Annotated in this window: 22 protein-coding genes; 14 read left to right on the top strand and 8 right to left on the bottom strand. The window is 69.3% G+C overall.

The genetic code is table 11. The features are described from left to right. Positions 1 to 51 precede the first annotated feature (51 nt). Positions 52 to 2337, top strand: a complete 2286-nt coding sequence (locus tag QZX62_RS02025; RefSeq protein WP_294171746.1) for a glycoside hydrolase family 3 N-terminal domain-containing protein — start codon at positions 52 to 54, stop codon at positions 2335 to 2337. On the opposite strand, the gene QZX62_RS02020 is transcribed toward QZX62_RS02025, so the two are convergent. Both QZX62_RS02020 and QZX62_RS02015 read right to left on the bottom strand, forming a co-directional pair. After that, positions 2334 to 3653, bottom strand: a complete 1320-nt coding sequence (locus tag QZX62_RS02020) for an MFS transporter (RefSeq protein ID WP_294171745.1) — start codon at positions 3651 to 3653, stop codon at positions 2334 to 2336. The genes QZX62_RS02025 and QZX62_RS02020 overlap by 4 nt on opposite strands. Beyond that, positions 3653 to 6106 (bottom strand): TIM-barrel domain-containing protein, encoded by a 2454-nt coding sequence (locus QZX62_RS02015; protein ID WP_294171744.1) that lies wholly within the window; start codon positions 6104 to 6106, stop codon positions 3653 to 3655. The genes QZX62_RS02020 and QZX62_RS02015 overlap by 1 nt, the downstream gene beginning before the upstream one ends. Positions 6107 to 6205: 99 nt before the next feature. Between QZX62_RS02015 and xth the strand changes: the two genes are divergently transcribed. Both xth and QZX62_RS02005 read left to right on the top strand, forming a co-directional pair. Beyond that, the gene (gene xth / locus QZX62_RS02010; protein ID WP_294171760.1) at positions 6206 to 6979 is read left to right on the top strand and encodes an exodeoxyribonuclease III; all 774 of its coding nucleotides are present in this window, start codon (positions 6206 to 6208) and stop codon (positions 6977 to 6979) included. Beyond that, entirely contained in the window at positions 6976 to 7995 is a 1020-nt protein-coding gene (locus QZX62_RS02005; RefSeq protein ID WP_294171742.1) for an ATP-dependent DNA ligase, read from the top strand. The genes xth and QZX62_RS02005 overlap by 4 nt, the downstream gene beginning before the upstream one ends. On the opposite strand, the gene QZX62_RS02000 is transcribed toward QZX62_RS02005, so the two are convergent. Continuing rightward, on the bottom strand, positions 7987 to 8880 hold the full coding sequence (locus QZX62_RS02000; protein WP_294171741.1) for an arginase family protein: 894 nt from the start codon (positions 8878 to 8880) through the stop codon (positions 7987 to 7989). The genes QZX62_RS02005 and QZX62_RS02000 overlap by 9 nt on opposite strands. Before the next feature lie 35 nt (positions 8881 to 8915). Here QZX62_RS02000 and hutI point away from each other — a divergent pair, with 35 nt between their 5' ends. After that, positions 8916 to 10121, top strand: coding sequence for an imidazolonepropionase (gene hutI, locus QZX62_RS01995; protein WP_294171740.1), 1206 nt, complete (start codon positions 8916 to 8918; stop codon positions 10119 to 10121). Between the two features lie 8 nt (positions 10122 to 10129). Next, positions 10130 to 11782, top strand: a complete 1653-nt coding sequence (hutU, locus tag QZX62_RS01990; protein WP_294171739.1) for a urocanate hydratase — start codon at positions 10130 to 10132, stop codon at positions 11780 to 11782. A 213-nt stretch (positions 11783 to 11995) separates the two neighbouring features. Here the strand turns inward: hutU and QZX62_RS01985 are convergent, their stop codons facing one another. Further along, positions 11996 to 12613 carry a hypothetical protein gene (locus QZX62_RS01985; RefSeq protein WP_294171738.1) on the bottom strand — a complete coding sequence of 206 codons (618 nt, stop codon included), beginning with the start codon at positions 12611 to 12613 and terminating at the stop codon, positions 11996 to 11998. Between the two features lie 48 nt (positions 12614 to 12661). On the opposite strand from QZX62_RS01985, the gene hutH reads away from it, so the two are divergent. Further along, positions 12662 to 14167, top strand: coding sequence for a histidine ammonia-lyase (hutH, locus tag QZX62_RS01980; RefSeq protein WP_294171737.1), 1506 nt, complete (start codon positions 12662 to 12664; stop codon positions 14165 to 14167). Here hutH and QZX62_RS01975 read toward each other — a convergent pair. Continuing rightward, the gene (locus QZX62_RS01975) at positions 14160 to 14558 is read right to left on the bottom strand and encodes a DUF2147 domain-containing protein (RefSeq protein WP_294171736.1); all 399 of its coding nucleotides are present in this window, start codon (positions 14556 to 14558) and stop codon (positions 14160 to 14162) included. The genes hutH and QZX62_RS01975 overlap by 8 nt on opposite strands. 153 nt (positions 14559 to 14711) lie before the next feature. Between QZX62_RS01975 and QZX62_RS01970 the strand changes: the two genes are divergently transcribed. Genes QZX62_RS01970 through QZX62_RS01935 form a run of 8 tightly spaced genes read left to right on the top strand, consistent with a single transcriptional unit; the run spans position 14712 to position 20235 of the window. Then, positions 14712 to 15638 carry a heme o synthase gene (locus QZX62_RS01970; RefSeq protein WP_294171735.1) on the top strand — a complete coding sequence of 309 codons (927 nt, stop codon included), beginning with the start codon at positions 14712 to 14714 and terminating at the stop codon, positions 15636 to 15638. Between the two features lie 6 nt (positions 15639 to 15644). Continuing rightward, positions 15645 to 15785, top strand: a complete 141-nt coding sequence (locus QZX62_RS01965; protein ID WP_294171734.1) for a hypothetical protein — start codon at positions 15645 to 15647, stop codon at positions 15783 to 15785. After that, positions 15782 to 16324, top strand: a complete 543-nt coding sequence (locus QZX62_RS01960; protein WP_294171733.1) for a cytochrome c oxidase assembly protein — start codon at positions 15782 to 15784, stop codon at positions 16322 to 16324. Before QZX62_RS01965 ends, QZX62_RS01960 begins: the two co-directional genes overlap by 4 nt. A 33-nt stretch (positions 16325 to 16357) precedes the next feature. After that, entirely contained in the window at positions 16358 to 17188 is an 831-nt protein-coding gene (locus tag QZX62_RS01955) for a cytochrome c oxidase subunit 3 (protein WP_294171732.1), read from the top strand. After that, complete coding sequence (locus tag QZX62_RS01950) at positions 17185 to 17559, top strand: DUF983 domain-containing protein (protein WP_294171731.1); 375 nt, start codon at positions 17185 to 17187, stop codon at positions 17557 to 17559. Before QZX62_RS01955 ends, QZX62_RS01950 begins: the two co-directional genes overlap by 4 nt. Beyond that, positions 17556 to 18149, top strand: a complete 594-nt coding sequence (locus QZX62_RS01945) for an SURF1 family protein (protein WP_294171730.1) — start codon at positions 17556 to 17558, stop codon at positions 18147 to 18149. Before QZX62_RS01950 ends, QZX62_RS01945 begins: the two co-directional genes overlap by 4 nt. Beyond that, positions 18146 to 19378: a pitrilysin family protein gene (locus QZX62_RS01940; RefSeq protein WP_294171729.1), complete on the top strand. Its 1233-nt coding sequence runs from the start codon at positions 18146 to 18148 to the stop codon at positions 19376 to 19378. The genes QZX62_RS01945 and QZX62_RS01940 overlap by 4 nt, the downstream gene beginning before the upstream one ends. Further along, complete coding sequence (locus tag QZX62_RS01935; RefSeq protein ID WP_294171728.1) at positions 19375 to 20235, top strand: class I SAM-dependent methyltransferase; 861 nt, start codon at positions 19375 to 19377, stop codon at positions 20233 to 20235. Before QZX62_RS01940 ends, QZX62_RS01935 begins: the two co-directional genes overlap by 4 nt. Here QZX62_RS01935 and QZX62_RS01930 read toward each other — a convergent pair. The 3 genes from QZX62_RS01930 to QZX62_RS01920 are packed head-to-tail and all read right to left on the bottom strand — an operon-like array spanning position 20232 to position 21834. Further along, complete coding sequence (locus tag QZX62_RS01930) at positions 20232 to 20870, bottom strand: heme exporter protein CcmB (RefSeq protein ID WP_294171726.1); 639 nt, start codon at positions 20868 to 20870, stop codon at positions 20232 to 20234. The two genes, QZX62_RS01935 and QZX62_RS01930, sit on opposite strands and share 4 nt — an antisense overlap. Then, a complete protein-coding gene (gene ccmA / locus QZX62_RS01925) occupies positions 20867 to 21439 on the bottom strand; it encodes a heme ABC exporter ATP-binding protein CcmA (protein WP_294171725.1) in 573 nt (190 codons plus the stop codon). The genes QZX62_RS01930 and ccmA overlap by 4 nt, the downstream gene beginning before the upstream one ends. After that, positions 21436 to 21834 carry a metallopeptidase family protein gene (locus QZX62_RS01920; RefSeq protein WP_294171724.1) on the bottom strand — a complete coding sequence of 133 codons (399 nt, stop codon included), beginning with the start codon at positions 21832 to 21834 and terminating at the stop codon, positions 21436 to 21438. Before QZX62_RS01920 ends, ccmA begins: the two co-directional genes overlap by 4 nt. Between the last annotated feature and the right edge of the window lie 51 nt (positions 21835 to 21885).

Raw genomic sequence — 21885 nt, 5'->3', positions numbered from 1 at the left:
GCGGAGCGGTAGGTCGCCGAAGCCTGCTGCGCAGCCTGGAAGGGGAGGGAAATGCTCGACAGCCGGATTTCGCGTCGCGCCGCATTGATGGGCGCTGGTGCCGTTGTTGCCTGGTCGGCCAGCCCCGCGCGGGCGCTGCTGCAAGCGGCGGGTGGGGGCCGGGTGCCGGCGTTCGTCGACGACCTCATCCGCCGGCTGACCGTGGAGGAGAAGGCGGGGCAGTTGAGCCTGATGGCGTCGGCCTGGGGCGGCAGCTCGGCCGCCTCGCTCAACCCACCCGGCAACAGCGACTTCCCCAAGCAGGTGGAGGAGGCGCGCCGCGGCCAGCTGACGGGCGTGTTCAATGGCAACGGTGCGCGCATGCACCGCACCCTGCAGACTGCCGCGGTGCGGGAATCGCGCATGAAGATCCCGCTGATCTTCGGCGCGGACATCATCCATGGCCATCGCACCATCTTCCCGGTGCCGCTAGCGGAAGTGGCGAGCTTCGAGCCCGAGCTGGCCCGGCGTACCGCGGAGGCCGCCGCCTATGAAGCTTCGGGTACCGGCCTGGACTGGAACTTCGCGCCGATGGTCGATGTGGCGCGCGACCAGCGCTGGGGCCGCGGGGTCGAGGGCGGCGGCGAGGACGTGCTGCTCAATCGGCTATTCGCGGCGGCGCGGGTACGCGGCTTCCAGGGCAGCAATCTCAAGTCCGACGCGCACATGCTGGCGACGGCCAAGCATTTTGCCGCCTATGGCGCGGCAGAAGCGGGGCTCGACTACAACACGGTGGATATCTCCGAGCGGACGCTGCGCGAGGTGTACCTGCCGCCGTTCAAGGCCGCTTTCGACGCGGGCGCGCTGTCGACCATGGCCTCGTTCAACGAGATCAGCGGCGTTCCGTCGACCGGCAATCCGTGGCTGATGAACCAATTGCTGCGCGGCGAGTGGGGCTTCGACGGCTTTGTCGTGTCCGACTATACCGGCGACGAGGAGATGATCGCGCACGGCTTCGCCAAGGATGCGCGCGACGCGACCCGGCTGGCGTTCCTGGCGGGCGTCGACATGAGCATGCAGAGCGGCTTCTACCGCACCCACCTGCCGAGCCTGGTGCAGAGCGGGGAAGTGCCGCAGGACCGGCTCGACCAGTCGGTTCGGCGGGTGCTGGCGATGAAGGCCATGCTCGGGCTATTCGACGACCCGTTCCGCCGCATCAGCGAGCGGCGCGAGGAATCGCGCTCGATGAACCGCCGGACGCTTGCCCTCTCGCGCGAGGCGGGGCGCAAGTCGATCGTCATGTTGAAGAACGACGGCGACCTCCTGCCGCTGCCGCGCTCGGGCAAGCGGATCGCGCTGATCGGGCCGTTCGCCGCCGGGCAGCATGACCTGATCGGCCCGTGGTGCGTCTATGGCGACGACAAGAAGGCGGTGGACCTCGCCACCGGCGTGCGCGAGGCGGTGGCCGACCGCAACTCGATCGTCGTCGCGGAGGGCTCAGGCATCGTGGAAGCGCTGCCGGGCGGTATCGAACAGGCGGTGGCCGCGGCGCGTACGGCGGACATCGTGGTGCTGGCGATCGGCGAGTCGCAGAACATGTCGGGCGAAGCGCAATCGCGGACGGAGATCATCGTTCCCGAGCCGCAGCAACAGCTGGCCGAAGCGGTCGCGGCGGTGGGCAAGCCGACCGTCGTTGTGCTCAAGAACGGGCGCGCGCTGGCATTGGAAGGCGCGGTCGCGAACGCACCCGCGATCCTCGTCACCTGGTTCCTGGGAACGGAAACCGGCCACTCCATCGCTGACGTGCTGTTCGGCGCCTACTCACCCTCTGCGCGCCTGCCGGTCAGCTTCCCGCGCGAGTCGGGGCAGCAGCCCTACTACTACGCGCACAAGCCGACCGGCCGGCCAAACCCCGAGGGTAAGCTGGAGGAGTATAAGGCACGCTTCCGCGGGCTCACCAACACCGCACTGTATCCGTTCGGCCATGGCCTGACCTACGGCCGGATCGGCTATTCGGACTTGGCGCTGAGCGCTCGCGGTATGCCGATGAATGGCGAAATCTCGGTCAGCGCGCGGGTCACCAACAGCGGCCGGCGGGCCGCGGAGGAAGTGGTGCAGTTCTACGTCCGCGACCGGACGGCCAGCGTCACCCGGCCCGTCCGCGAGCTCAAGGCTTTTCGCAAGGTCGCGCTGGCGCCCGGCGCCTCGCAGACCGTGCGCTTCGTGCTGCGGCCGGCCGACCTCCAGTTCATCGGCCTGCAGAACCGGCCAACGGTCGAGCCCGGCACGTTCGACGTATGGATCGCGCCCTCGGCCGAGGCCGACGGGCTGCATGCGACGTTCGAGCTGACGGCCTAGGCGGGGCTCGCCCGCCGCCCGAGCGGGTTGCCGAGCATCGCGGTGCAGGACAGAGCGAGGAAGAGGAGTGGCACCAAGGCAACCGTCGTGCGCATGCCGGACAGGGTGGCTGCGCTCTGTTCGACGTTGGCGACAAAGCCGGCGGAGCTATACGACCAGCCGAGGATGGCGGTGGCGATGCCGATGGCGACGCGCTGCAGCAGGGCGGCCAGGCCGAAGACGGTGCCCTCGACGTGGAGGCCCGTCTCCCGCTCGCCATATTCGATGGTGTTGGGAAGCATCGCCCAGAACACGAAGTTGAGACCGACGATCGCCACCTGCATGGCGATCAGGAACAGCTGCATCGCGCCGGCCCCGTGCACGTCCACGAGTCCGAACACGGCAAGCGCAGCCATCGCCGCTCCGGCTGCGCTCAGCCACGACGCGCGCAGGCCGATCGCGCGGCCAAGCAGCATCCACAGCGGCACCGCCGCGGCGCTGACGATCCCCATGGATGCGAGCGCCAGCTGACCGGCGCTCTCGTTCCCGATGAGATATTTGAAGTAGTAGAGCACCGATTTATTGAGCACTGTCACCGCGACGATCATCGCCATCATCGCGGCGTTGAGTGCGACGAACGCACGGTTGCGAGCGAGGCTGAGAAGCGCGGCGCGCAAGTTGGGCGGGGCTGAACGACCGTCCTGCGCCGCGTCGCGGTAGGTGGCGCCGACCAGCAGCAGGATCAGCGTGCCGGCCACCGCGAACAAGACCGCCGCGCCCAAGTAAGCCTGCGCCGCATCCTCCGTGCCGGTCAGCCAGCGGCCGACCGGAACCGTGCTCAAAGCCACCAGGACCGCCGCCCCCGTGCCGAACAGCATCCGCATGCCCGCCACGAACGCCCGGTCTCCCGCGTCCGGACTCACCCGGGCGGACATGGCGAGATAGGGCACGTTGACCGCCGCATAAGCTGTGCGGAACAGCAGGTGCCCGACGAACACGGCGGCGACCCCCCACCCCGCTGTGGTGGGCGGCGGCAGGTAGGCGAGGGTGAAGCTGAGCGCCAGCGGCAGGCTGCCGACCATCAACAACGGCCCGTAGCCCCGGCCGCTGCGCTTGCGGTCGACCCATACCCCTGCCGCGAAGTTGGCGAGGCCGTCCCACACGGATGCGACCATGTAGGTGGTCGCCGCCACCGCCATCGGCAGCTCAAGCGCCTCCGTATAGTAGAACAGCAGAAAGAGCATGACGCTCTGCCAATACAGATTGAAGGCGAAGTCCCCGGAGGCGAACAGCAGCAGCCGGCGCTTGGACACGGGCCGCGGGGGATCGCTGGGCATCAGCGGCGGCTGATCACGACCTCGGTGCCGCGGCGCGGGTCAGGCAGGGTGAAGCGCAGCGCCCGCGCCGGCCCGTCCTCCTCAGCCGTGACAGAGCGGCCGTTTGTACGGACCTCCGCCGCCCCGCCCCAGTCGTGAACGGTGACGGCCAGCTCGCGCCACCATGGCTTTAGCGATCCCGTCCGCGGTGCGAAGCTGATCTGCAGGCCGCTCTCGCCGACGGCGCAGCGTATCGGCTGGCGGAGAAACGCGCCGCGGCGGTAGCCCAGGGTCTCGCCGTCATCCCAGTAGAGCTCGCCGCGGCAGTCCGGTCCGGGATAGATGTCGAGGGACAAGGGTCCGCGCGGCTTTTCCGCGGTCGACTGGGTCACCGGCTGGCGCGGGAGGATGGTGCCGGCGCGGACGAACAAAGGCAGCCGCTCCAGTCGCGGCGTTTCCACGATCCTTTCAACCGCTGTGTTGCCCTCGATCGGCTGACCCCGGACGCGCTCGCCGGTCCAGTAATCATACCAGCCGCCCACCGGCAGGCAGACGTCGTACGCCTGGGGCGACTCCGGCCTGGGCGAGGCGGCCACCATCAGCTCGCGCCCGACGGTGAAGGTCATGCTGGTGTCGCACGGTGCTGCGAGCGCGCCCGGGTAGTCATAGAAGACCGGCCGCATGACCGGATCTCCGGTGCGCGCGTGCTGCTCGGCGACCCCGTAGAGATAGGGCATGAGCCGATAACGCTCCTCGATGGCGCGGCGGCGGATGGCGAGGTGCTCGGGGCCGTCCACCCACGGCTCGGCCCGCGGCGTGTTCTTGGCGGCATGGCTGCGGAACACGGGCGTGAACGCGCCAAGCTGGTACCAGCGGGTGAGCAGCTCGGGGCTCGGTCCGCCGGTGAAACCGCCGATGTCCGCGCCGGCATAGGTGAAGCCGGACAGGCCCAGGTTGACCAACTGCTGCACCATCAGCTTCAGATGATCCCAGGTGGCGTTGTTGTCGCCGGTCCAAGTCGCCGCGTAGCGCTGCCCGCCGGCATAGGTGGCGCGGGTCAGCACGAATGGCCGCAGGTTCGGTCGCAGCCCCTGCAGCCCTTCGAACGTCGCGCGGCTGTTCTCCATGCCGTACACATTGTGCAGCTCGGCGTGCGGCGCGGGGCGCGGGCGGAAGTCGTCGGCGTCGATCCGGTGCACCGTGTCGAGCGGCATGGTCTTGGTCGGCGTCTCGAAGATCGCCGGCTCGTTCATGTCGTTCCAGAAACCGGCGATGCCGTCGTCGACCAAACCCTTGTACAAGTCGCCCCACCAGCGGCGGGTGACGGCGCGGGTGAAATCGGGGAACACTGATGGCCCGGGCCAGACCGGCGCGACATAGGTGCTGCCGTCCGGGTTTTTGAGGAAGTGATCGCCGGCGCGGCCGCTGTCGTAGGGTGCGTAGCCCTCGCCCGGCGCATGGGCGATATGCAGGTCGGTGATCGCCACCAGCTTGAGTCCGTCCGCCCGCATGTCCCGCGCCAGGCGGCGCATGTCGGGGAAGGTCTGGCGGTTGACCGTGAACGGCCGGTTCCGGTCCTGATAGTCGATGTCGAGCCACAGCACGTCGGTCGGCACCCGGTCCGAGCGCAACCGCGCGGCGATCTCCCGCACTTCCGCATCGCTCATGTAGCTGTAGCGCGACTGCTGGAAGCCCAGCGCCCAGCGCGGCGGCAGCGGCGCCTTGCCGGTGAGGTCGGTGTAGCGGCGGACCACCTCGGCGACGGTCGGCCCGGCGATCAGATAATAGTCGATCGGCCCGCCCGGGCTGCCGAGCGCCAGGACGTTCTCCTGGCGGTGGCCGAAGTCGAACCAGCTGCGGTGGCTGTTATCGAGGAACAGGCCGTAGGCGCCGCCTTGGCCGCCCGCCGCGACGAAGAACGGAATGGACTTGTAGATGGGGTCGGTGGCCGCGCCATAGCCGTAGGCATCTGTGTTCCAGTTGACGAAGCTCGCGCCGCGCCGATCGTGCGGCCCCGTCTTGTCGCCCATGCCGAAGTAGCGCTCGCCGGCCGGCATGGCCTTGCGCAGGGTGAAGCCGCCTGCCTCCAGGGTAATGGGGACGCCCGTGTCGGCGTGGATGAGCTTGCCCTGCCGGTCGGTGACACTCAGCGCCAGCGTGCGCGGGTCCACTGCGACCTGCAGCGCGGAGGTGCTGAAGCCGTTGCTCCTGCGGGTAATCGCAGCCCGCTGCGCCCGAACGTTCGCGGGGACAGCCCAACTCGCATCTTCCGCGAACTCGCCACCGGGCGCGAAGCGGACCCGCAGGACGGTAGGGGTCAGCGCGATGACCCGAAGGCGGCCGACGCTGTTCGCGGCTTCGATGCCGACCGCCTCCTCGTTCGCAGGCGACTGCTGCGCCCCTGCCGGCGCTGCGGCGAGCGACGTGGCAGTAAGAATAAACAGGAAAGCAAGTGCGAGGGCGGCGTGGATCATGGCCATGGCATGACAGCGCTCCCGGTCACGAGCAACAGCCGGCGCAGCGATCGCTGGCGACGGGTGAACAGTTTCGCCGCCGAACCGTTCACGGGAGGCATGCGGATCGCCACCTACAATGTGAACGGGGTCAATGGCCGGCTGCCCGTGCTGTTTGATTGGCTCACGAGCACCCAGCCGGACGTTGCCTGCCTGCAGGAACTCAAGGCGGGCGACGATAAGTTTCCGGTCGCCGCCATCGAGGAGGCGGGCTACGGCGCGATCTGGCAGGGGCAGAAGAGCTGGAATGGCGTGGCCATCCTCGCCCGCGGCTGCACCCCGGTGGAGACCCGCCGAGGCCTCCCCGACGATCCTGACCCGGCGCAATCGCGCTACCTGGAGGCCGCGGTGAACGGCGTGCTGGTCGGCTGCCTCTACCTGCCCAACGGCAATCCCAAGCCGGGGCCCAAGTTCGACTATAAGCTGGCCTGGATCGATCGGTTCGAGGCGCTCGCGGCCGAGCTGTTCGGTCTGGACGGCCCGGTGGTGCTGGCCGGCGACTACAACATCATCCCGACCGACGCGGACGTCTACAAGCCCGAGCGCTGGGTGAACGACGCGCTGTTCGCTCCGGAGGCGAAGGCGGCCTATCAGCGGCTGCTCGATGCCGGCTGGACCGACGCGCTGCGTACACTCCACCCGGACGAACGGGTGTTCACCTTCTGGGATTATTTCCGCAACGCCTTTCCGCGGGACGCCGGCCTGCGCATCGACCACCTGCTGCTGAACAAGCCCGCGGCGAAACGACTGCGGCGGGCGGGGGTGGACCGCAGTGTCCGCGCGCTACCCAAGACCAGCGACCATGCGCCCGTCTGGATCGAGCTCGCCCCATGACTTCAGCGCGCGCCCTCCAACCGATGGAGGCGCTGCTGGTGGAGCAGCTGCCCGACGAACCAGGCTGGCAGTACGAACCCAAGTGGGACGGCTTCCGCTGCATCGCGGTGCGCAACGGCAGCGAGGTCGAGATGTGGTCCAAGTCGGGCAAGCCGCTCGGCCGCTACTTCCCCGAAGTGGTCGCGAGGCTTGGTCGGCTTGCGCCCGAACGCTTCACCCTCGACGGCGAGCTGATCATCGAGACACCGGGCGGACTCAGCTTCGACGCGCTGAGCATGCGGCTGCACCCGGCCGAGAGCCGCATTCGCAAGCTGTCCGCCGAGACGCCGGCGCAGCTGATGCTGTTCGATCTCCTCCGTCTCGGCGGCGAGGACCTGACCGGTCGCGCACTGGCTGAGCGCCGCGGGGCGCTCGAGACATGGTTCGCGGATCAGCATGAACCCGCGCTTCTGCTCTCCCCGGCCACTCCCGATCGCGCCGCCGCCCTGTCCTGGCTGGAGCGCAGCGGCGGCGCGCTCGACGGCGTGATCGCCAAGCGGATCGGCGAGCCCTACCATTGCGGCGAGCGGGCGATGGTCAAGGTGAAGCAGCACCGCACCGCCGACTGCGTGGTCGGCGGCTTCCGCTACGACAAGGCCGGCAAGCACATGGCCTCGCTGCTGCTCGGGCTCTACGATGAGGGGGACCAGCTCAACCATGTCGGTTTCTGCTCCTCCTTCTCCGCCGCGGAGAAGCGCGGCTGGACCCCGGAGCTGCAGGCGCTGATCGAGCCGCCCGGCTTCACCGGCTCCAGACCAGACAAGCCGAGCCGCTGGGCCCGCGACCGCGACAGCGAGTGGCAGCCGCTCCGACCTGAGATCGTCTTGGAGGTGCTTTACGACCAGGTCACGTCCGGCCGCTTCCGCCACGGCACGCGCCTGCTCCGGCGGCGCCCCGACAAGGCGCCGACGCAATGCCGCACCGAGCAGCTGCGCCACCCGCTGACGCCGGCCGAGCTCAAGCAGCTGCTAAGCTAGGGCACGGCCCTCGAAGCCGGCGATCGCCTCGGCTAGCCAGCGGCCCGCAGTCAGCGCGCTAAGGTCGGTCGGGTCGAGCGGCGGGTCCCATTCGGTGAGGTCGATCGCCCGCACCCGCGGCTCGGCGGCGAGTAGGCGAACGGCCGCGAAGAAATCGCCCACCGCCATTCCGCCCGGCCGGGCGCCCGGCGCTCCTGGGAACTGGCTCCGGTCGATTACGTCGATGTCGCAATCGACATAGATCGCGTCGCAATGGGCGAGGTGGAGCAGCGCCCGCTCGACCTGTCGTTCCACCCCATGCTCGCGCACGTAGCTGGCGGAGATCACCAGGTTGCCCGCCGCGAGTGCATCCTGGTGCATGGCCCGGCTGTTGGCAAAGGGTGCCAGCCCGACCTGCGCGATGTTCCGTCCGGGCAGTCCGTCCTCCATCAGCGCCCGCACGGGATTGCCGTTGCCCAGCCCGTTGTCCGTTTCGCGCATGTCGAAGTGGGCGTCGAGGGTGAGCAGGCCGACCCGCTCCAGCGGCAGCCCGAGGCCGTGCACCCCGGGCCGAGTCACGGCGTTGTTGCCGCCGATCAGCAGCGTCAGCCGGTGCTGCGCGACGCTCGCCGCCACCGCCTCGCGGATCGGCGCGGTCGCCTCCTCAATGCTCAGCCCTTCCAGGGGCAGGTCGCCATGATCGGCCACCAGCGCGTCTAGCAGGTTGCCCGTGTCGATGTCGTAGCGTCCAACCCGCCGCAGCACCTCCCGCAACTCGCCCGGCGCCAGGTCGCAGCGGCCGGGGGTAACCGAACCCGCCGCCAGCGGCGCTCCGACCAGCCCGATCGGAGCAGACTCCGTCGCCGGCACCAGCAGGTCTTGGAGATTGGGCCAGGCGCTCGTCATTGCGCGGCCCCTAGCAGCGTGGCACAGGCGGCGCCATGTGGGATCGGCTGCTCACCGACTGCCATGTGGCGACCATGGTTCCGGCCCGCGGCGACCCGCTGGGCATCATCGAGAATGCGGCGATCGGCATCCAGGACGGCAAGATCGTCCGCGTCGGCCGTCGGGCGGAGCTGGCCGGGACCCAGCCGCGCGAGGTGGTCCCGCTGCACGGCGCCTGGGTCACCCCCGGGCTGATCGATTGCCACACCCACCTGGTGTTCGGCGGCACCCGCGCGCAGGAACATGCGCTGCGCCGGGCGGGCGCGAGCTATGAGGAAATTGCCCAGGCCGGCGGGGGCATCGCGTCCACGGTCGCGGCGACCCGCGCATCCTCGGCAGGCGAGCTGCTGGACAGCGCCCGGCAGCGGCTCCGGGCGCTGATCGCGGGCGGCTGCACCACGGTAGAGGTGAAATCCGGCTACGGCTTCGACACCGCCAGCGAGATCCGGCTGCTCAACACGGCGCGCGCCTTGAGCCAGCACGAGCCGGCGCGGATCGTGCCCACGCTGCTGGCGCTGCACGCGCTGCCGCAGGGCGCGAACCGGACGACTTACGTCGACATGGTGGTCGAAGAGATGATCCCCGCGGTGGCGCGGCTGGCCCTGGCCGACGCCGTGGACGGCTTTTGCGAGGGTATCGGCTTCCTGCCGCACGAGATCGAGCGGATGTTCGACGCCGCCGAGAACCATGGGCTTCGGGTCAAACTCCATGCCGAACAGCTCAGCAATCGCGGCGGGGCGAAGCTGGCGGCCCGCTACAATGCGCTGTCGGCCGACCATCTCGAATATCTGGACGAGCCCGGGGTCGAGGCGATGGCCGAGGCGGGCACGGTGGCGGTACTGCTGCCCGGCGCCTTCTACGCGCTGGGCGAAACGCAGCCGCCCCCGGTGCGGCTGCTGCGCGACTATGGCGTGCCGATCGCGGTGGCGAGCGACTGCAACCCCGGCACTTCGCCGCTGCTCAATCCGCAACTGGTGATGAACATGGCTTGCACCCTGTTCGGCCTGTCGCCGGAAGAAGCGCTCGCCGGCATGACCGTGAACGCCGCTCGCGCGCTCGGTTACGAGGACGAGATCGGCACCCTCGCGCCCGGTATGCAGGCCGACCTGTGCGCCTGGCGGATCGATCATCCGGCCGAGCTCGGCTACTGGATCGGGCTGCCCGGGCCCGAGCGGCGGATGGTCGCGGGCCAGGACGCCTAAGGGGACGCATGGACAGACGCGACAACAGCCGCCGCATCCGTGCGCGCCGCGGAAGCGAAATCAAGGCGAGGAGCTGGCTCACCGAAGCCGCCGTCCGAATGCTCCAGAACAACCTCGACGAGGAGGTCGCGGAGGACTCGCAGAGCCTGGTCGTCTACGGCAGCATCGGCCGGGCGGCGCGCAACTGGGCCTGCTTCGACAAGATCGTCGAAGTGCTGGAGCGGCTGGAGGACGACCAGACGCTGCTGGTCCAGTCGGGCAAGCCGGTCGGCGTGTTCCGCACCCACCCCGGCGCCCCGCGGGTGCTGATCGCCAACTCCAACCTCGTGCCCAAGTGGGCGACCTGGGAGCACTTCAACCAGCTCGATCGCGCGGGCCTGATGATGTACGGCCAGATGACCGCCGGCTCGTGGATCTACATCGGCACGCAGGGCATCGTTCAAGGCACCTTTGAGACCTTCGCCGAGATGGGCCGCCAGCATTATGGCGGCGACCTCCGGGGCAAGTGGATCCTCACCGCCGGCCTCGGCGGCATGGGCGGTGCGCAGCCGCTGGCGGCGGTGATGGCGGGCGCGCACTGCATCGCCATCGAATGCCAGGATAGCCGGATCGAGAAGCGGCTGGAGACGCGCTACCTCGACCGCCGCGCCGCCAGCATCGACGAAGCGCTGGAGATCATCGCCGCCGCGACCGAGCCCACCAGCGTCGGCCTGCTCGGCAATGCCGCCGAGATCATCCCGGAGATGCTCGCCCGCGGCATCCGCCCCGATGCGCTGACCGACCAGACCAGCGCCCACGACCCCGCCAACGGTTACCTGCCGATCGGCTGGACCGTCGCCAAGTGGCAGGAGATGCGCGAACGCGATCCCGCCGCCGTCGCTCAGGCCGCCCGCATCGCCATCGCCCGCCATGTCGAGGCGATGCTGTCCTTTCGCGAGATGGGCGTGCCCGTCTTCGACTATGGCAACAACATCCGCCAGGAAGCCAAGGACACCGGCGTCACCCACGCCTTCGACTTCCCCGGCTTCGTCCCCGCATACGTCCGCCCGCTGTTCTGCCGCGGCATCGGCCCGTTCCGCTGGGTGGCGCTGAGCGGCGATCCCGAGGACATCTACCGCACCGACCAGCGGGTAAAGGAGCTGATCCCCGACGACCCGCACCTCCACCGCTGGCTCGACATGGCGCGGGAGCGGATCGCCTTCCAAGGCCTGCCCGCGCGCATCTGCTGGGTGGGCCTGGGCCAGCGCCACCGCCTCGGCCTGGCCTTCAACGAAATGGTGAGGAACGGCGAGGTCAGCGCTCCCATCGTCATCGGCCGCGACCACCTCGACAGCGGGTCGGTCGCGTCACCGAACCGCGAGACGGAGGCGATGAAGGACGGCAGCGACGCGGTGTCGGACTGGCCGTTATTGAATGCGCTGCTGAACACCGCATCCGGCGCGACGTGGGTGAGTCTCCACCATGGGGGCGGAGTCGGCATGGGCTACTCGCAGCACGCCGGCATGGTCATCGTCGCCGATGGCTCCGACGAGGCGGCGCGCCGGCTGGAGCGGGTGCTCTGGAACGACCCCGCCACCGGCGTGATGCGCCACGCGGATGCGGGGTATGACGAAGCGGTGGACTGCGCGCGGCAGTGGGGGCTTGATCTACCTGTGATATAACACCTCCCTGTCCGACGCAGCCGGATGGGGAGGGGACCGCCGCCAAAGGCGATGGTGGGGGGGCAGCCCTCTCCCCACACGAGCCACCGCCCGAGCCACCGCACGCCCCTCCACCCCTCAGCCTGCCGGCTGAGCGGTTCCTCCCCATTGCTGCGCAACGGAGAGGTTTGTCTGAGTTACGGAAGAGCTGGCTAGCATAACGCTGTCTAAGCGTTAGCCGGCGTATTTCTCGCGCATGACCGGATCCCGAGCGAAGAACTGTACTAACGGCTCCACGTCTTCCTTGCCGCCTTCAAGTTTCACCGGCTTGCGCTCGAAGAGACCTTGCAGGGACCAATACGGTTCAAAGAAATGCAGCCAAACGACAGGATGCCCATCCGAGGCCTTGATCGACCAATGAGAGATTTCATCATAGCTCGCGGCTGCTCTCCGAACCGCAGGATGGAATTCTAAGCGGTCCTCATAGGCAATTACGTCGGCAACTGGATTCAACGCCTTCCAAAGCGATGCAATTGCGTACACGGCTGCCCACAAGCCGAAGAGTACCAATAGGCCGGCAGACAGCTCCCAGCCGATTGTCTGCTCGATCAGCTCACAATGCCGCCACCTCGCCGCACCCGGGTATGCAGAAATTCTGCCTCGTTCATGAATAGCGCGACGAAGAAAATGCAGCCCGTTAGCAGAAGCAGACCCAGTCCCGTCCACGCGCTCGATGCACGGCTCAATTTGAACTCCGCCGACCCTGACATACGCTCCCCCGCTGTAGCCATACCGAGCTACATTCGAGATAACTCCTAGACTGTTTTCTGCAAGTTGATCGCTCTGAGCCAAGGATTGCTGACCTGTGCATCGTTCGGCAAACGCCTTACACGCGCCACCATGCTCACCCTCAACCCCGAAGCTATCGAACTCGCTACCTTGCGCCAGCTCTGGACCGGCACAGCCGCCCGCCTCGACGCCGCGAGCATGGACCGCGTGCGCGCCTCCGCAGCCGCCGTCGAGCGGATCGTAGCGGGTGGAGAGACCGTCTACGGCATCAACACCGGCTTCGGCCTGCTCGCCAATGAGCGCATTCCGGCCGGCCGGCTTGCCGAGCTGCAGCGGAACCTGATCCTGTCGCATAGCTGCGGGTTGGGAGAGGCGCTGCCGCGGCATGTGACGCGGCTGATGATCGTGCTGAAGCTGCTCGGCCTTGGGCGCGGCTATTCCGGGGTGCGGGCGGAGGTCATCGCGGCGCTTCAGGCGCTGCTCGACCGCGACGCAATGCCGGTGATTCCGGCGCAGGGCAGCGTCGGCGCGTCCGGCGACCTCGCGCCCCTCGCGCACATGACCGCGGCGCTGATGGGCTTCGGCTCCATCGATCTTGCCGGCGAGCGGCTGGCAGCTGGCGAAGCGCTGCAGCGGCTGGGGATGGTGCCGCTCGTGCTCGGTCCCAAGGAGGGCCTCGCCCTCATCAACGGCACCCAGTTCTCGACCGCCATCGCGCTGGACGCGCTGTTCGCCGCCGAGCGGGTGTTCGGCGTCGCGCTTGCCGCCGGAGCACTGTCGGTCGATGCGTTGAAGGGCAGCGCCAAGCCATTCGACCCGCGGCTCCACGCCCTGCGCGGCCAGCCCGGCCAGATCCGCGTCGCCGCCGAGATCGCTCGGCTGCTCGACCGCTCGCAGATCGTCGCCTCGCACGGCCGCTGCGGGCGGGTGCAGGACCCCTACAGCTTCCGCTGCCAGCCGCAGGTGATGGGCGCCGCGCTCGACCTGCTGGAGAACGCCGCTCGCACCCTCACCATCGAAGCCGCCGCGGTGACCGACAATCCGCTCATCTTCCCGGATGAAGACTCAGCCACCTCCGGCGGCAACTTCCACGCCCAGCCGGTCGCCTTTGCCGCCGACACCATCGCCATGGCGCTGTGCGAGGTCGGCAGCCTGTCCGAACGCCGCAGCGCCATCCTGATCGACCCCAAGCTGAGCGGCCTCCCCGCCTTCCTCACTCCGGACGGCGGCATCAACAGTGGCCTCATGATCACCCAGGTGACCCAGGCCGCGCTGGTCAGCGAGAACAAGAGCCTGGCCTACCCGGCCAGCGTCGATTCTATCCCGACCAGCGCCGGCCAGGAGGACCATGTTTCGATGGCGCCGATCTCCGCGCGCAAGGCCGCGCAGATCGCCCTCAACGCCGCGGGGGTGGTCGGGACCGAGCTGATCACCGCTGCGCAGGGGGTGGACTACCACGCGCCGCTCCGGACCTCGGAGCCGCTGCAGGCGCTCCACGCCAAGGTCCGCGCGCTCAGCCCGCACCTTACTACCGACCGCTATTGGGCGGATGAGATGGCCGCGCTGCAGGCGGCGGTGCTGCGGGGCGAGTTCGGTGGGGACTTCCGCTTCAGCTGACCCGCGACCAGGTCTGGCTCTTGCACAGGACGCTCAGCACGCAGCCCTCGACGTTCAGCCGGTTGCGTGCCGTAAGGCTGAGGTTGGCCGTCGCCCGGCGGTTGGCCTTCGGCATGAACACCCGGCCGCGCCACTTGTTGGCTCCGGCCGGCGACAGCCCGCTGAGGATGGTGGTGCCGACCAGGCTGCGCGTGCCGCTCTGAGCCGCGTCGGTCCGGGCCTTGGCCGAAGCGGCGATCACCCGCCCGCACAGCTGTTGGCCGCATGGCGCGATGCGCACCGTGACGCTGCGCTTGGGGTTGGTCCACACGCCCTCCAGCGGGGAGGCGGCGGCGGCTCCGACCGGGGCGGCCGCGAGCAGTGCTGCGGCGGCAAGGACAAGCTTGTTCATCGTGGTTTCCCGTTGTTCGGCAGTAGCTTGGTGTCGCCATTAACCTGCCGAAGCTGAAACGGGGGTGTATCAACGATGACCGAAATAAGGCAGCGCTCGGGTCGGCCGACGCCTAGCGCGCACGGGGCAACCGCTCTATACGGCGCGCGAGTCATGCCCGCAATCACCGCCACCCAGCATCTGCCCGCCGACTGGCGGGACCTGTTCGCGCTGACCAAGCCGCGGGTAATGACGCTGGTCGTGTTCACCGGCCTGTGCGGCCTGCTCGCCGCGCACGGGGCGATGAACCCGGTCCTGGCCTTCGCCTCGGTGCTGTGCATTGCGCTGGGTGCGGGTGGGGCGGCGGCGCTCAACCAATGGTATGAGGCCGACCTCGACGCCAAGATGAAGCGCACCGCCGACCGGCCGCTGCCCGCAGGCCGGCTGAGCCGGGACACGGCGTTGCACTTCGGCATCGGCCTTTCCGCCGCCTCCGTGATGCTGATGGACTTGGCGGCCAATCACCTCGCGGCGGCGATCCTTGCCTTTTCCATCTTCTTCTATGCGGTGGTCTACACCGTTTGGCTGAAGCGGCGGACCCCGCAAAACATCGTGATCGGCGGCGCGGCCGGGGCCTTTCCGCCGCTGATCGGCTGGGTCGCCGCGACGGGCGAGCTGGCGCTGCTGCCCGTTCTCCTGTTCCTCCTGATCTTCCTGTGGACCCCGCCGCATTTCTGGGCGCTGAGCCTGTTCGTGCGCTCCGACTACGCCGCGGCGGGCATCCCCATGCTGCCGGTGGTGGCAGGGGCGGAGGCGACGCGGCGGCAGATCGCGCTCTACTCGCTGCCGATGGCGGCGGTGGCCGTTGCGCCGTGGCTGCTCGGACTGACCGGTGCCCTGTACGGCATCGTTGCGGTCGCCTTGTCGGCGTTCTTCGTCTTTCTCTCGCTCGGAGTGCTCGCCAATCGCGCGACCGAGCCGGCGGCGATGGGGCCGGAGAAGCGGTTGTTCGCCTTCTCGGTGCTGTACCTCTTCCTGCTGTTCGGCGCGGTCGCATGCGACCGGTTGGCTAACCGCTATGCGCCGACCTTGCTCGGGTGATGAGCGATGGCTGACCCGCCCCGCCCGGAGCAGGAGCTGATCCGCCGGCGGCAACGCAGCGGCGCCCGCGCCACGGCCTGGGTGCTGGCGGCCTTTATCATCCTGGTGTTCCTGATCACGATTGCCAAGATCTGGGTCAACCGGTGACGGCACTCGCGCAGAAGAACCGCGCAACGGCATTCAAGGCGGTGCTGTTCGTGCTGTTCATGGCCGGGCTCGCCTTCGCCTCCGTGCCGCTCTACCGCATCTTCTGCCAGGTCACCGGCTTTGGCGGCACCCCGCTGCGCGCGGACGCGGCGCCGGGCGCGGTGGCGGGCCAGGTGGGCATGCGCTTCGATGCGAACATCAATCCTGCCTTGCCGTGGGAGTTCAAGGCCGCGGAGCGGGTCACGGTCCGGCCCGGCGAGCGGATTGTGGTCAATTACACCGCCAAGAACCTCGTCGCCCGCCCGACCACCGGCCGCGCCATCTTCAACGTCTCTCCGGCCAAGGCCGGGCAGTATTTCAGCAAGATCGAATGCTTCTGCTTCACCGAGCAGACGCTCCGCCCCGGCCAGCAGGTCGACATGCCGGTGGTGTTCTTCGTCGACCCCAAGATCCGCGAGGACGAGAGCACCCGCGACATCGACGAGATCACGCTGAGCTACACATTTTACCCGGTGGAAAATCCTGAAGGCGCCAGCTAGAGCGCAGCGCGAAGACAGAGGAAAGCTGCACGAATGGCCGCGACCAAGAACCACCCGTACCACATTCTTCCGCCCAGCCTGTGGCCGATCGTGGGCAGCTTCTCCGCGCTGGCGCTGACGGGCGGCGGCATCATGTGGATGCACGACAATCCGTACGGCAAATTCGTGTGTTTGGCCGGCCTCGCGGGGGTGCTGTTCACCATGTACGCCTGGTGGCGGGACGTGGTGCATGAAAGCCGCGCCGGCGACCATACGCCGATCGTGCAGCTGCACCTGCGCTACGGCATGATCCTGTTCATCGCTTCGGAGGTGATGTTCTTCCTGGCCTGGTTCTGGGCGTTCTTCGATTTCGCGCTGTTCCCGTCCGCGGTCGACGCGGTCGGGGCGCAATGGCCGCCCAAGGGGCTGGAGACGATCAACCCGTTCGGCTTCCCGCTGCTCAACACGCTGATTCTGCTGTGCTCGGGCACCACCGTCACCTGGGCGCACCATGCGCTGATCAACGGCGACCGTGCGGGCCTCAAGAAGGGTCTGCTGGCGACCATCGCGCTAGGCGTCATCTTCACCTTCATCCAGGGCTACGAGTATCTCCACGCGCCGTTCGCCTTCTCGATCGAGAACGGCGGCAACGTTTATGGCTCGAGCTTCTTCATGGCCACCGGCTTCCACGGCTTTCACGTGCTGGTCGGCACCATCTTCCTGATCGTCTGCTACCTGCGATCGGCCAAGGGCGACTTCACGCAGCAGAAGCACTTCGGGTTTGAAGCGGCCGCCTGGTACTGGCACTTTGTCGACGTGGTGTGGCTGTTCCTGTTCATCTCCATTTACGTGTGGGGCGGCTGGGGCGCGCCGGTCCACGGGTGACCGGGGCTCCGGCCGGGCCCCACCCGCCGCCGCTCGTCCAGGCGCTGCGGGGCAGCTGTCCGCGCTGCGGTGAGGGCAAGCTGTTCCGCGGGCCGGTGCAGTTCGCCGACCGGTGCTCGGGGTGTGCACTGGATTTCAGCCAGTTCAACGTCGGCGATGGTCCCGCCGCCTTTCTGATTCTGATCGTGGGAGCCGTGCTGACCGTCGGCGCCCTGCTGCTCGACGCCGCAGCGGAGCCGCCCTGGTGGATGCACCTCATATGGTTTCCAGTCGGCCTATTCCTGACGCTCGGCGGACTGCGGCTCGCCAAGGGCTGGCTGCTCGGTGCTGAGTATCGCAACCGCGCGCGCGAAGGACGGCTCGTCCGGTGATCCGCAAGCTTCCGGTTGTGCCAACGGTGATCGTGCTTGCCGCCGTTGCGACCATGATCGCGCTGGGTGTATGGCAGCTCGGCCGCGGGCGGCAAAAGGATGCGCTGCTCGCCCAGTATGGCGCTGCGCAGGGCCTGCCCCCGGTCGCCTGGCCCGCCGGTCCGATCCGCGAAGAGCAGCTGCCGCTCTTCCGCCAGGCCAGTGGCATGTGCCTGGAGCCGGTCGCAACCAAGCTGATCGCCGGCCGCAACCGCGAGGGCGTCAGCGGCTTCAGCCATCTGGTCGACTGCCGCGCCGGCGCCGAGGGCCCGGGCATGCGGGTCGATATCGGCTGGTCGCGGGATCCGAAGTCAGGCGTGCCGTGGCGCGGCGGCCCGGTCAGCGGGGTGGTCGCCTCGGACGGCGAGATGCGGATGCGGCTGGTTTCCGCCGAGGGGCTGGGCGGACTGGAGCCGAGTGCCAAGCCGAACGTCGCGGACGTGCCCAACAACCACCGCTCCTATGCCGTGCAATGGTTCCTGTTCGCGGCCGCCGCGCTGGTCATCTACCTGCTGGCGGTCCGGGGAAAACTCCAGGGAGCGGCAGAGTGACGGCGCGGCTTCACAACCTGCCGAACGGCCTGGCAATCATCGTCGATCCCATGCCCGGCGCCCAGTCGGCCGCGGTCGGCCTCTACGCCGCGGTCGGCTCGCGCTCCGAGCCCGACGGCAAGGGCGGCCTCGCGCACATGGTCGAGCACATGGTGTTCAAGGGCGCCGGCTCCCGCGACGCCCGCGCCATCGCCGAGGCGATCGAGGATGTCGGCGGCTCGCTCAACGCCTGGACCAGCCGCGACCAGACCGCCTTTCATGCCCGCACCCTGCCCGACGACGTGCCGCTCGCGGTTGAGTTGATCGCCGACCTCGTCCAGGCGCCCCGCTTCGACCCCGACGAGCTGGAGCGCGAAAAGGGCGTGATCCTGTCCGAGCTCGGCGAGTGCCGCGACGTGCCAGAGGACCTTGCCGGCGACCTGCTGTTCGAAGCGGCGTTCGCGGGGCAGCCACTCGGCCGGCCGGTGATCGGCACGGAGGACGCGATCCGCGGGTTCGAGCGTGCCGACCTTACCGCCTGGACCACGCAGCAGCTGATCGCCTCTCGCCTGCTGCTGGTGGCTACCGGCGCGGTTGACGAGGATCGAATGCTGAGCCTCGTCGAAGCGCGGTTCGGGGACATGGGCGCCGGGCCACCGCTGCCGGCCCCGCCCGCCCGCTTCATCGGCGGCGAGCGGATCGACCGGCGCTCGTCCGAGCAGGCGCACTGGAGCTTCGCGCTGGCCGCCCCGTCAGCCGCTGACCCAGCCACCCCGGCCACCAGCCTGTTCGCCCAGGCCGTGGGCGGCGGCATGTCGTCGCGCCTGTTCCAGCAGCTGCGCGAGGAGCGCGGCCTGTGCTACTCGGTCTACAGCTGGGTGCAGGGCTTCGCGGACACGGGCGTGTTCGCGGTCAGCGCTGCCACCGATCGCGCGGACGCCCCGGCAGCGCTTGGCCTCGCCCGCAGCATCGTCGCGGACGCAGCGGGAACGCTGAACGAAGCCGAACTCGCCCGCGCTCGCGCCCAGCTGAAAGCGCAGCTCAGGATGAGCCTGGAAGGAGTCCAGGGCCGCGCCGACCATCATGCGCGCGCTTACGAGCTATTCGGCCGGATCGTACCGCTGGAAGAAGCGCTGGCCGAGCTGCGCGCAGTCGACCTCGCAGCGGCGCGGGCCGCGGGCGAGCGGCTGCTGGCGAGTCCGGCCGCGCTGGCGTCGGTCGGCGGCGGGTCGCTCGCGCTGGCCGCGTGAGCGACCTCCTCACCCTTGTCGCCGAGCCGTGGGAGGATTGGGGCCTGGTCGACAGCGGCGACGGCCGCAAGCTCGAGCGCTACGGCCCCGTCCAGGTCATCCGGCCCGAGCCCCAGGCGATGTGGTCCCCGGCCGCGCCCGACTGGCCGGCAGATGCCGAGTTCCTCCCCGGCAGCGACGAGGAAGGCGGCGGCCGCTGGGTCCAGCACCGGCCCGTGCCGGCCAGCTGGCCGCTCGCCCGCGGAGCCGTCCGCTTCCACGCCTCGTTGACGCCCTTCCGCCACCTCGGCTTCTTCCCCGACATGGCGCCGCAATGGGACTGGATGCGCGCGCGGGCGGACGGCGCCGAGATCATGAATCTATTCGGCTACACCGGGGTCGGCACCCTCCTGCTGAGCGAGGCCGGAGCCCGCATGGTCCATGTCGACGCTTCCAAGAAGAGCGTGGAAGGCGGCCGCGCCAATGCCGCGCTCTCCGGCCTGTCCGAGCGCCCGATCCGTTGGCTGGTTGAGGACGCCGCCAAGTTCACCGCGCGCGAGGTGCGGCGCGGGCGGCGCTATGACGGCATCCTGCTCGACCCGCCCAAGTTCGGCCGCGGTCCCACGGGCGAGGTGTGGCGGCTCGAGGAGCACCTCGCGCCATTATTGGCCGACTGCCGCCGCTTGCTGGATGAAAACAGCCGCTTCCTGGTGCTGACCGTCTATGCCGTGCGGATGTCGGCGCTGGCGATCGGCGAGCTGGTGCGGCAGACGCTCGGCGACCTTGGCGGCACGGTGGAGTGCGGCGAAATGGCGGTACGCGAGGAGCGCCGCAGCCTGCTGCTGCCCACGGCCATCTTCGCGCGCTGGAGTCGTTAGGAGCGCAAAGCCCTGAGCGCCGCGCCTGACACGAACGGCGCTCCTAGGAGGATGAACAAGGCAACTGCAGCCTCAAGCTTGAGCGCGCCCGGCTCCCCGCTGCCGGCCGCCGACGCGCCGAAGATCAGCAACGGCACGGCCAGCGGCAGCAGCAGCAGCCCGCCCAGCGCGGCGCTCCCGCGCAGGCCCGCGGTCAAGCTGGCAACCGCCACCGCCAGCGCCGCCAGGGCCGGCGTCCCGACGGCCACCGTCAGCAGGGTGCGGCCGAGCGCTTGACCATCGAGCCCGAGCAGCGCCGCGCCCAGCAGCGAAGCCAGCAGCAGCAGCGGCCCAAAGGTCAGCCAATGTCCGACGATCTTGGCCAGCGCGATCTCTTCCGCGCGCATTCCGCGCAAGCTGAGCTGATCGAGCACCCCGTCAGCCCGGTCCGGCTCGACCAGCCGCTCGATCGGCAGCAGCGCCGCGGTGAGCGCCGCAACCCACAGTGCGCCCGCCCCGATCCGCTCCAGCAGCCGCTCGTCGGGACCGACCGCGAACGGCACCACCGTCGCCACCAGCAGGAAGAACACCGGCGGAAGCCAGGCCGCTCCGCCGAGCGCCCGCCGGACCTCGCGGCCGATGACGGCTCCGATCATCCGGCCAGCTCCAGGGTGCGCCAGCCCGTGCCCGGCAAGGGCGCGTGCGACGCGGCGAGAACGGCTCGGCCATCCTGCCGGTGGCGGTCGAGAACAGCTTCGAGCTGCTCGGCACCAGCCTCGTCGAGTCCGTTCAGCGGCTCGTCCAACAGCCACAGGGGAGCGCGGCTGGCCACCACCCGCGCCAGCCTCGCGCGCCGCAGCTGGCCGGTCGAAAGCATCCGCACCGGCACCGCGTTGAGATGCTGCAACCCCACCGCCGCCATCGCATCGGGCAAGCCCTCGCTGCGCGCGTCCAGCCCCGCCCAGAAACCCAGCGCCGCCTCCAGCGGAAGCTCCCGATCGAGCGCCAGGGCATCGTCGGCCAGCGCGGCCGGAGCCGCCTGCACCGCGCCGGCCGCCGGCGCGAGCAGCCCCGCGGCCAGGCGCAACAGGCTGGACTTGCCGACGCCGTTGGGACCGCGGACCCACAGCGCCTCGCCGGGCTGGAGGGTGAGGCTCAACCCTTCGAACAACAGGCGTCCGCCGCGCCAGCAGGCCACGTCCTCGAAGCGGAGCAGCCCGCTCAACGCGCCTCGGCTTCCAGCGCGTGCATGTCCCCGTCGCTGAGCCCGAAATGATGCCCGACCTCATGCACCAGCACATGGGCGACCAGATGCTCAAGCTCCTCGCCGCCATCCGCCCATTCGTCGAGGATTGGGCGGCGGTACAGGGTCACCGTGTCGGGCAGCGCGGCCACGTCTTCCACGCTTCGCCCGGTCAATGGCTGCCCCGTGTAGAGCCCGGTCAGTTCGAACGGATCTTCCAGGCCCAGCTCGGCCAGCACGTCGGCCTCCGCGAACTCCTCCACCCGCAGCACCAGCGCGCCCAGATTGGACGCGAACGGCTCCGGCAATCGCTCCAGCGCGCGGCGGGCCAGCGCCTCGATCTCGGCGGCGGAAGGGGGCGGGCCGAAGGGGCGCATCACGTGCGCATAGGGGACCGTCGCAGACCCAAGCAAGCTTCCTTGCCCCGG

The organism is uncultured Sphingomonas sp., assembly GCF_902806265.1.
Taxonomy (GTDB): domain Bacteria; phylum Pseudomonadota; class Alphaproteobacteria; order Sphingomonadales; family Sphingomonadaceae; genus Sphingomicrobium.
This window is presented reverse-complemented; position numbering and strand designations above follow the sequence as displayed.

What these genes read in the sequence shown, in the direction of transcription:
- QZX62_RS02025 (WP_294171746.1), top strand. Translation starts at nt 52, where the DNA reads ATGCTCGACAGCCGGATTTCGCGTCGCGCCGCATTGATGGGCGCTGGT.
- QZX62_RS02020 (WP_294171745.1), bottom strand. Translation starts at nt 3,653, where the DNA reads ATGCCCAGCGATCCCCCGCGGCCCGTGTCCAAGCGCCGGCTGCTGCTG.
- QZX62_RS02015 (WP_294171744.1), bottom strand. Translation starts at nt 6,106, where the DNA reads ATGATCCACGCCGCCCTCGCACTTGCTTTCCTGTTTATTCTTACTGCC.
- xth (WP_294171760.1), top strand. Translation starts at nt 6,206, where the DNA reads ATGCGGATCGCCACCTACAATGTGAACGGGGTCAATGGCCGGCTGCCC.
- QZX62_RS02005 (WP_294171742.1), top strand. Translation starts at nt 6,976, where the DNA reads ATGACTTCAGCGCGCGCCCTCCAACCGATGGAGGCGCTGCTGGTGGAG.
- QZX62_RS02000 (WP_294171741.1), bottom strand. Translation starts at nt 8,880, where the DNA reads ATGACGAGCGCCTGGCCCAATCTCCAAGACCTGCTGGTGCCGGCGACG.
- hutI (WP_294171740.1), top strand. Translation starts at nt 8,916, where the DNA reads ATGTGGGATCGGCTGCTCACCGACTGCCATGTGGCGACCATGGTTCCG.
- hutU (WP_294171739.1), top strand. Translation starts at nt 10,130, where the DNA reads ATGGACAGACGCGACAACAGCCGCCGCATCCGTGCGCGCCGCGGAAGC.
- hutH (WP_294171737.1), top strand. Translation starts at nt 12,662, where the DNA reads ATGCTCACCCTCAACCCCGAAGCTATCGAACTCGCTACCTTGCGCCAG.
- QZX62_RS01975 (WP_294171736.1), bottom strand. Translation starts at nt 14,558, where the DNA reads ATGAACAAGCTTGTCCTTGCCGCCGCAGCACTGCTCGCGGCCGCCCCG.
- QZX62_RS01970 (WP_294171735.1), top strand. Translation starts at nt 14,712, where the DNA reads ATGCCCGCAATCACCGCCACCCAGCATCTGCCCGCCGACTGGCGGGAC.
- QZX62_RS01965 (WP_294171734.1), top strand. Translation starts at nt 15,645, where the DNA reads ATGGCTGACCCGCCCCGCCCGGAGCAGGAGCTGATCCGCCGGCGGCAA.
- QZX62_RS01955 (WP_294171732.1), top strand. Translation starts at nt 16,358, where the DNA reads ATGGCCGCGACCAAGAACCACCCGTACCACATTCTTCCGCCCAGCCTG.
- QZX62_RS01930 (WP_294171726.1), bottom strand. Translation starts at nt 20,870, where the DNA reads ATGATCGGAGCCGTCATCGGCCGCGAGGTCCGGCGGGCGCTCGGCGGA.
- QZX62_RS01920 (WP_294171724.1), bottom strand. Translation starts at nt 21,834, where the DNA reads ATGCGCCCCTTCGGCCCGCCCCCTTCCGCCGCCGAGATCGAGGCGCTG.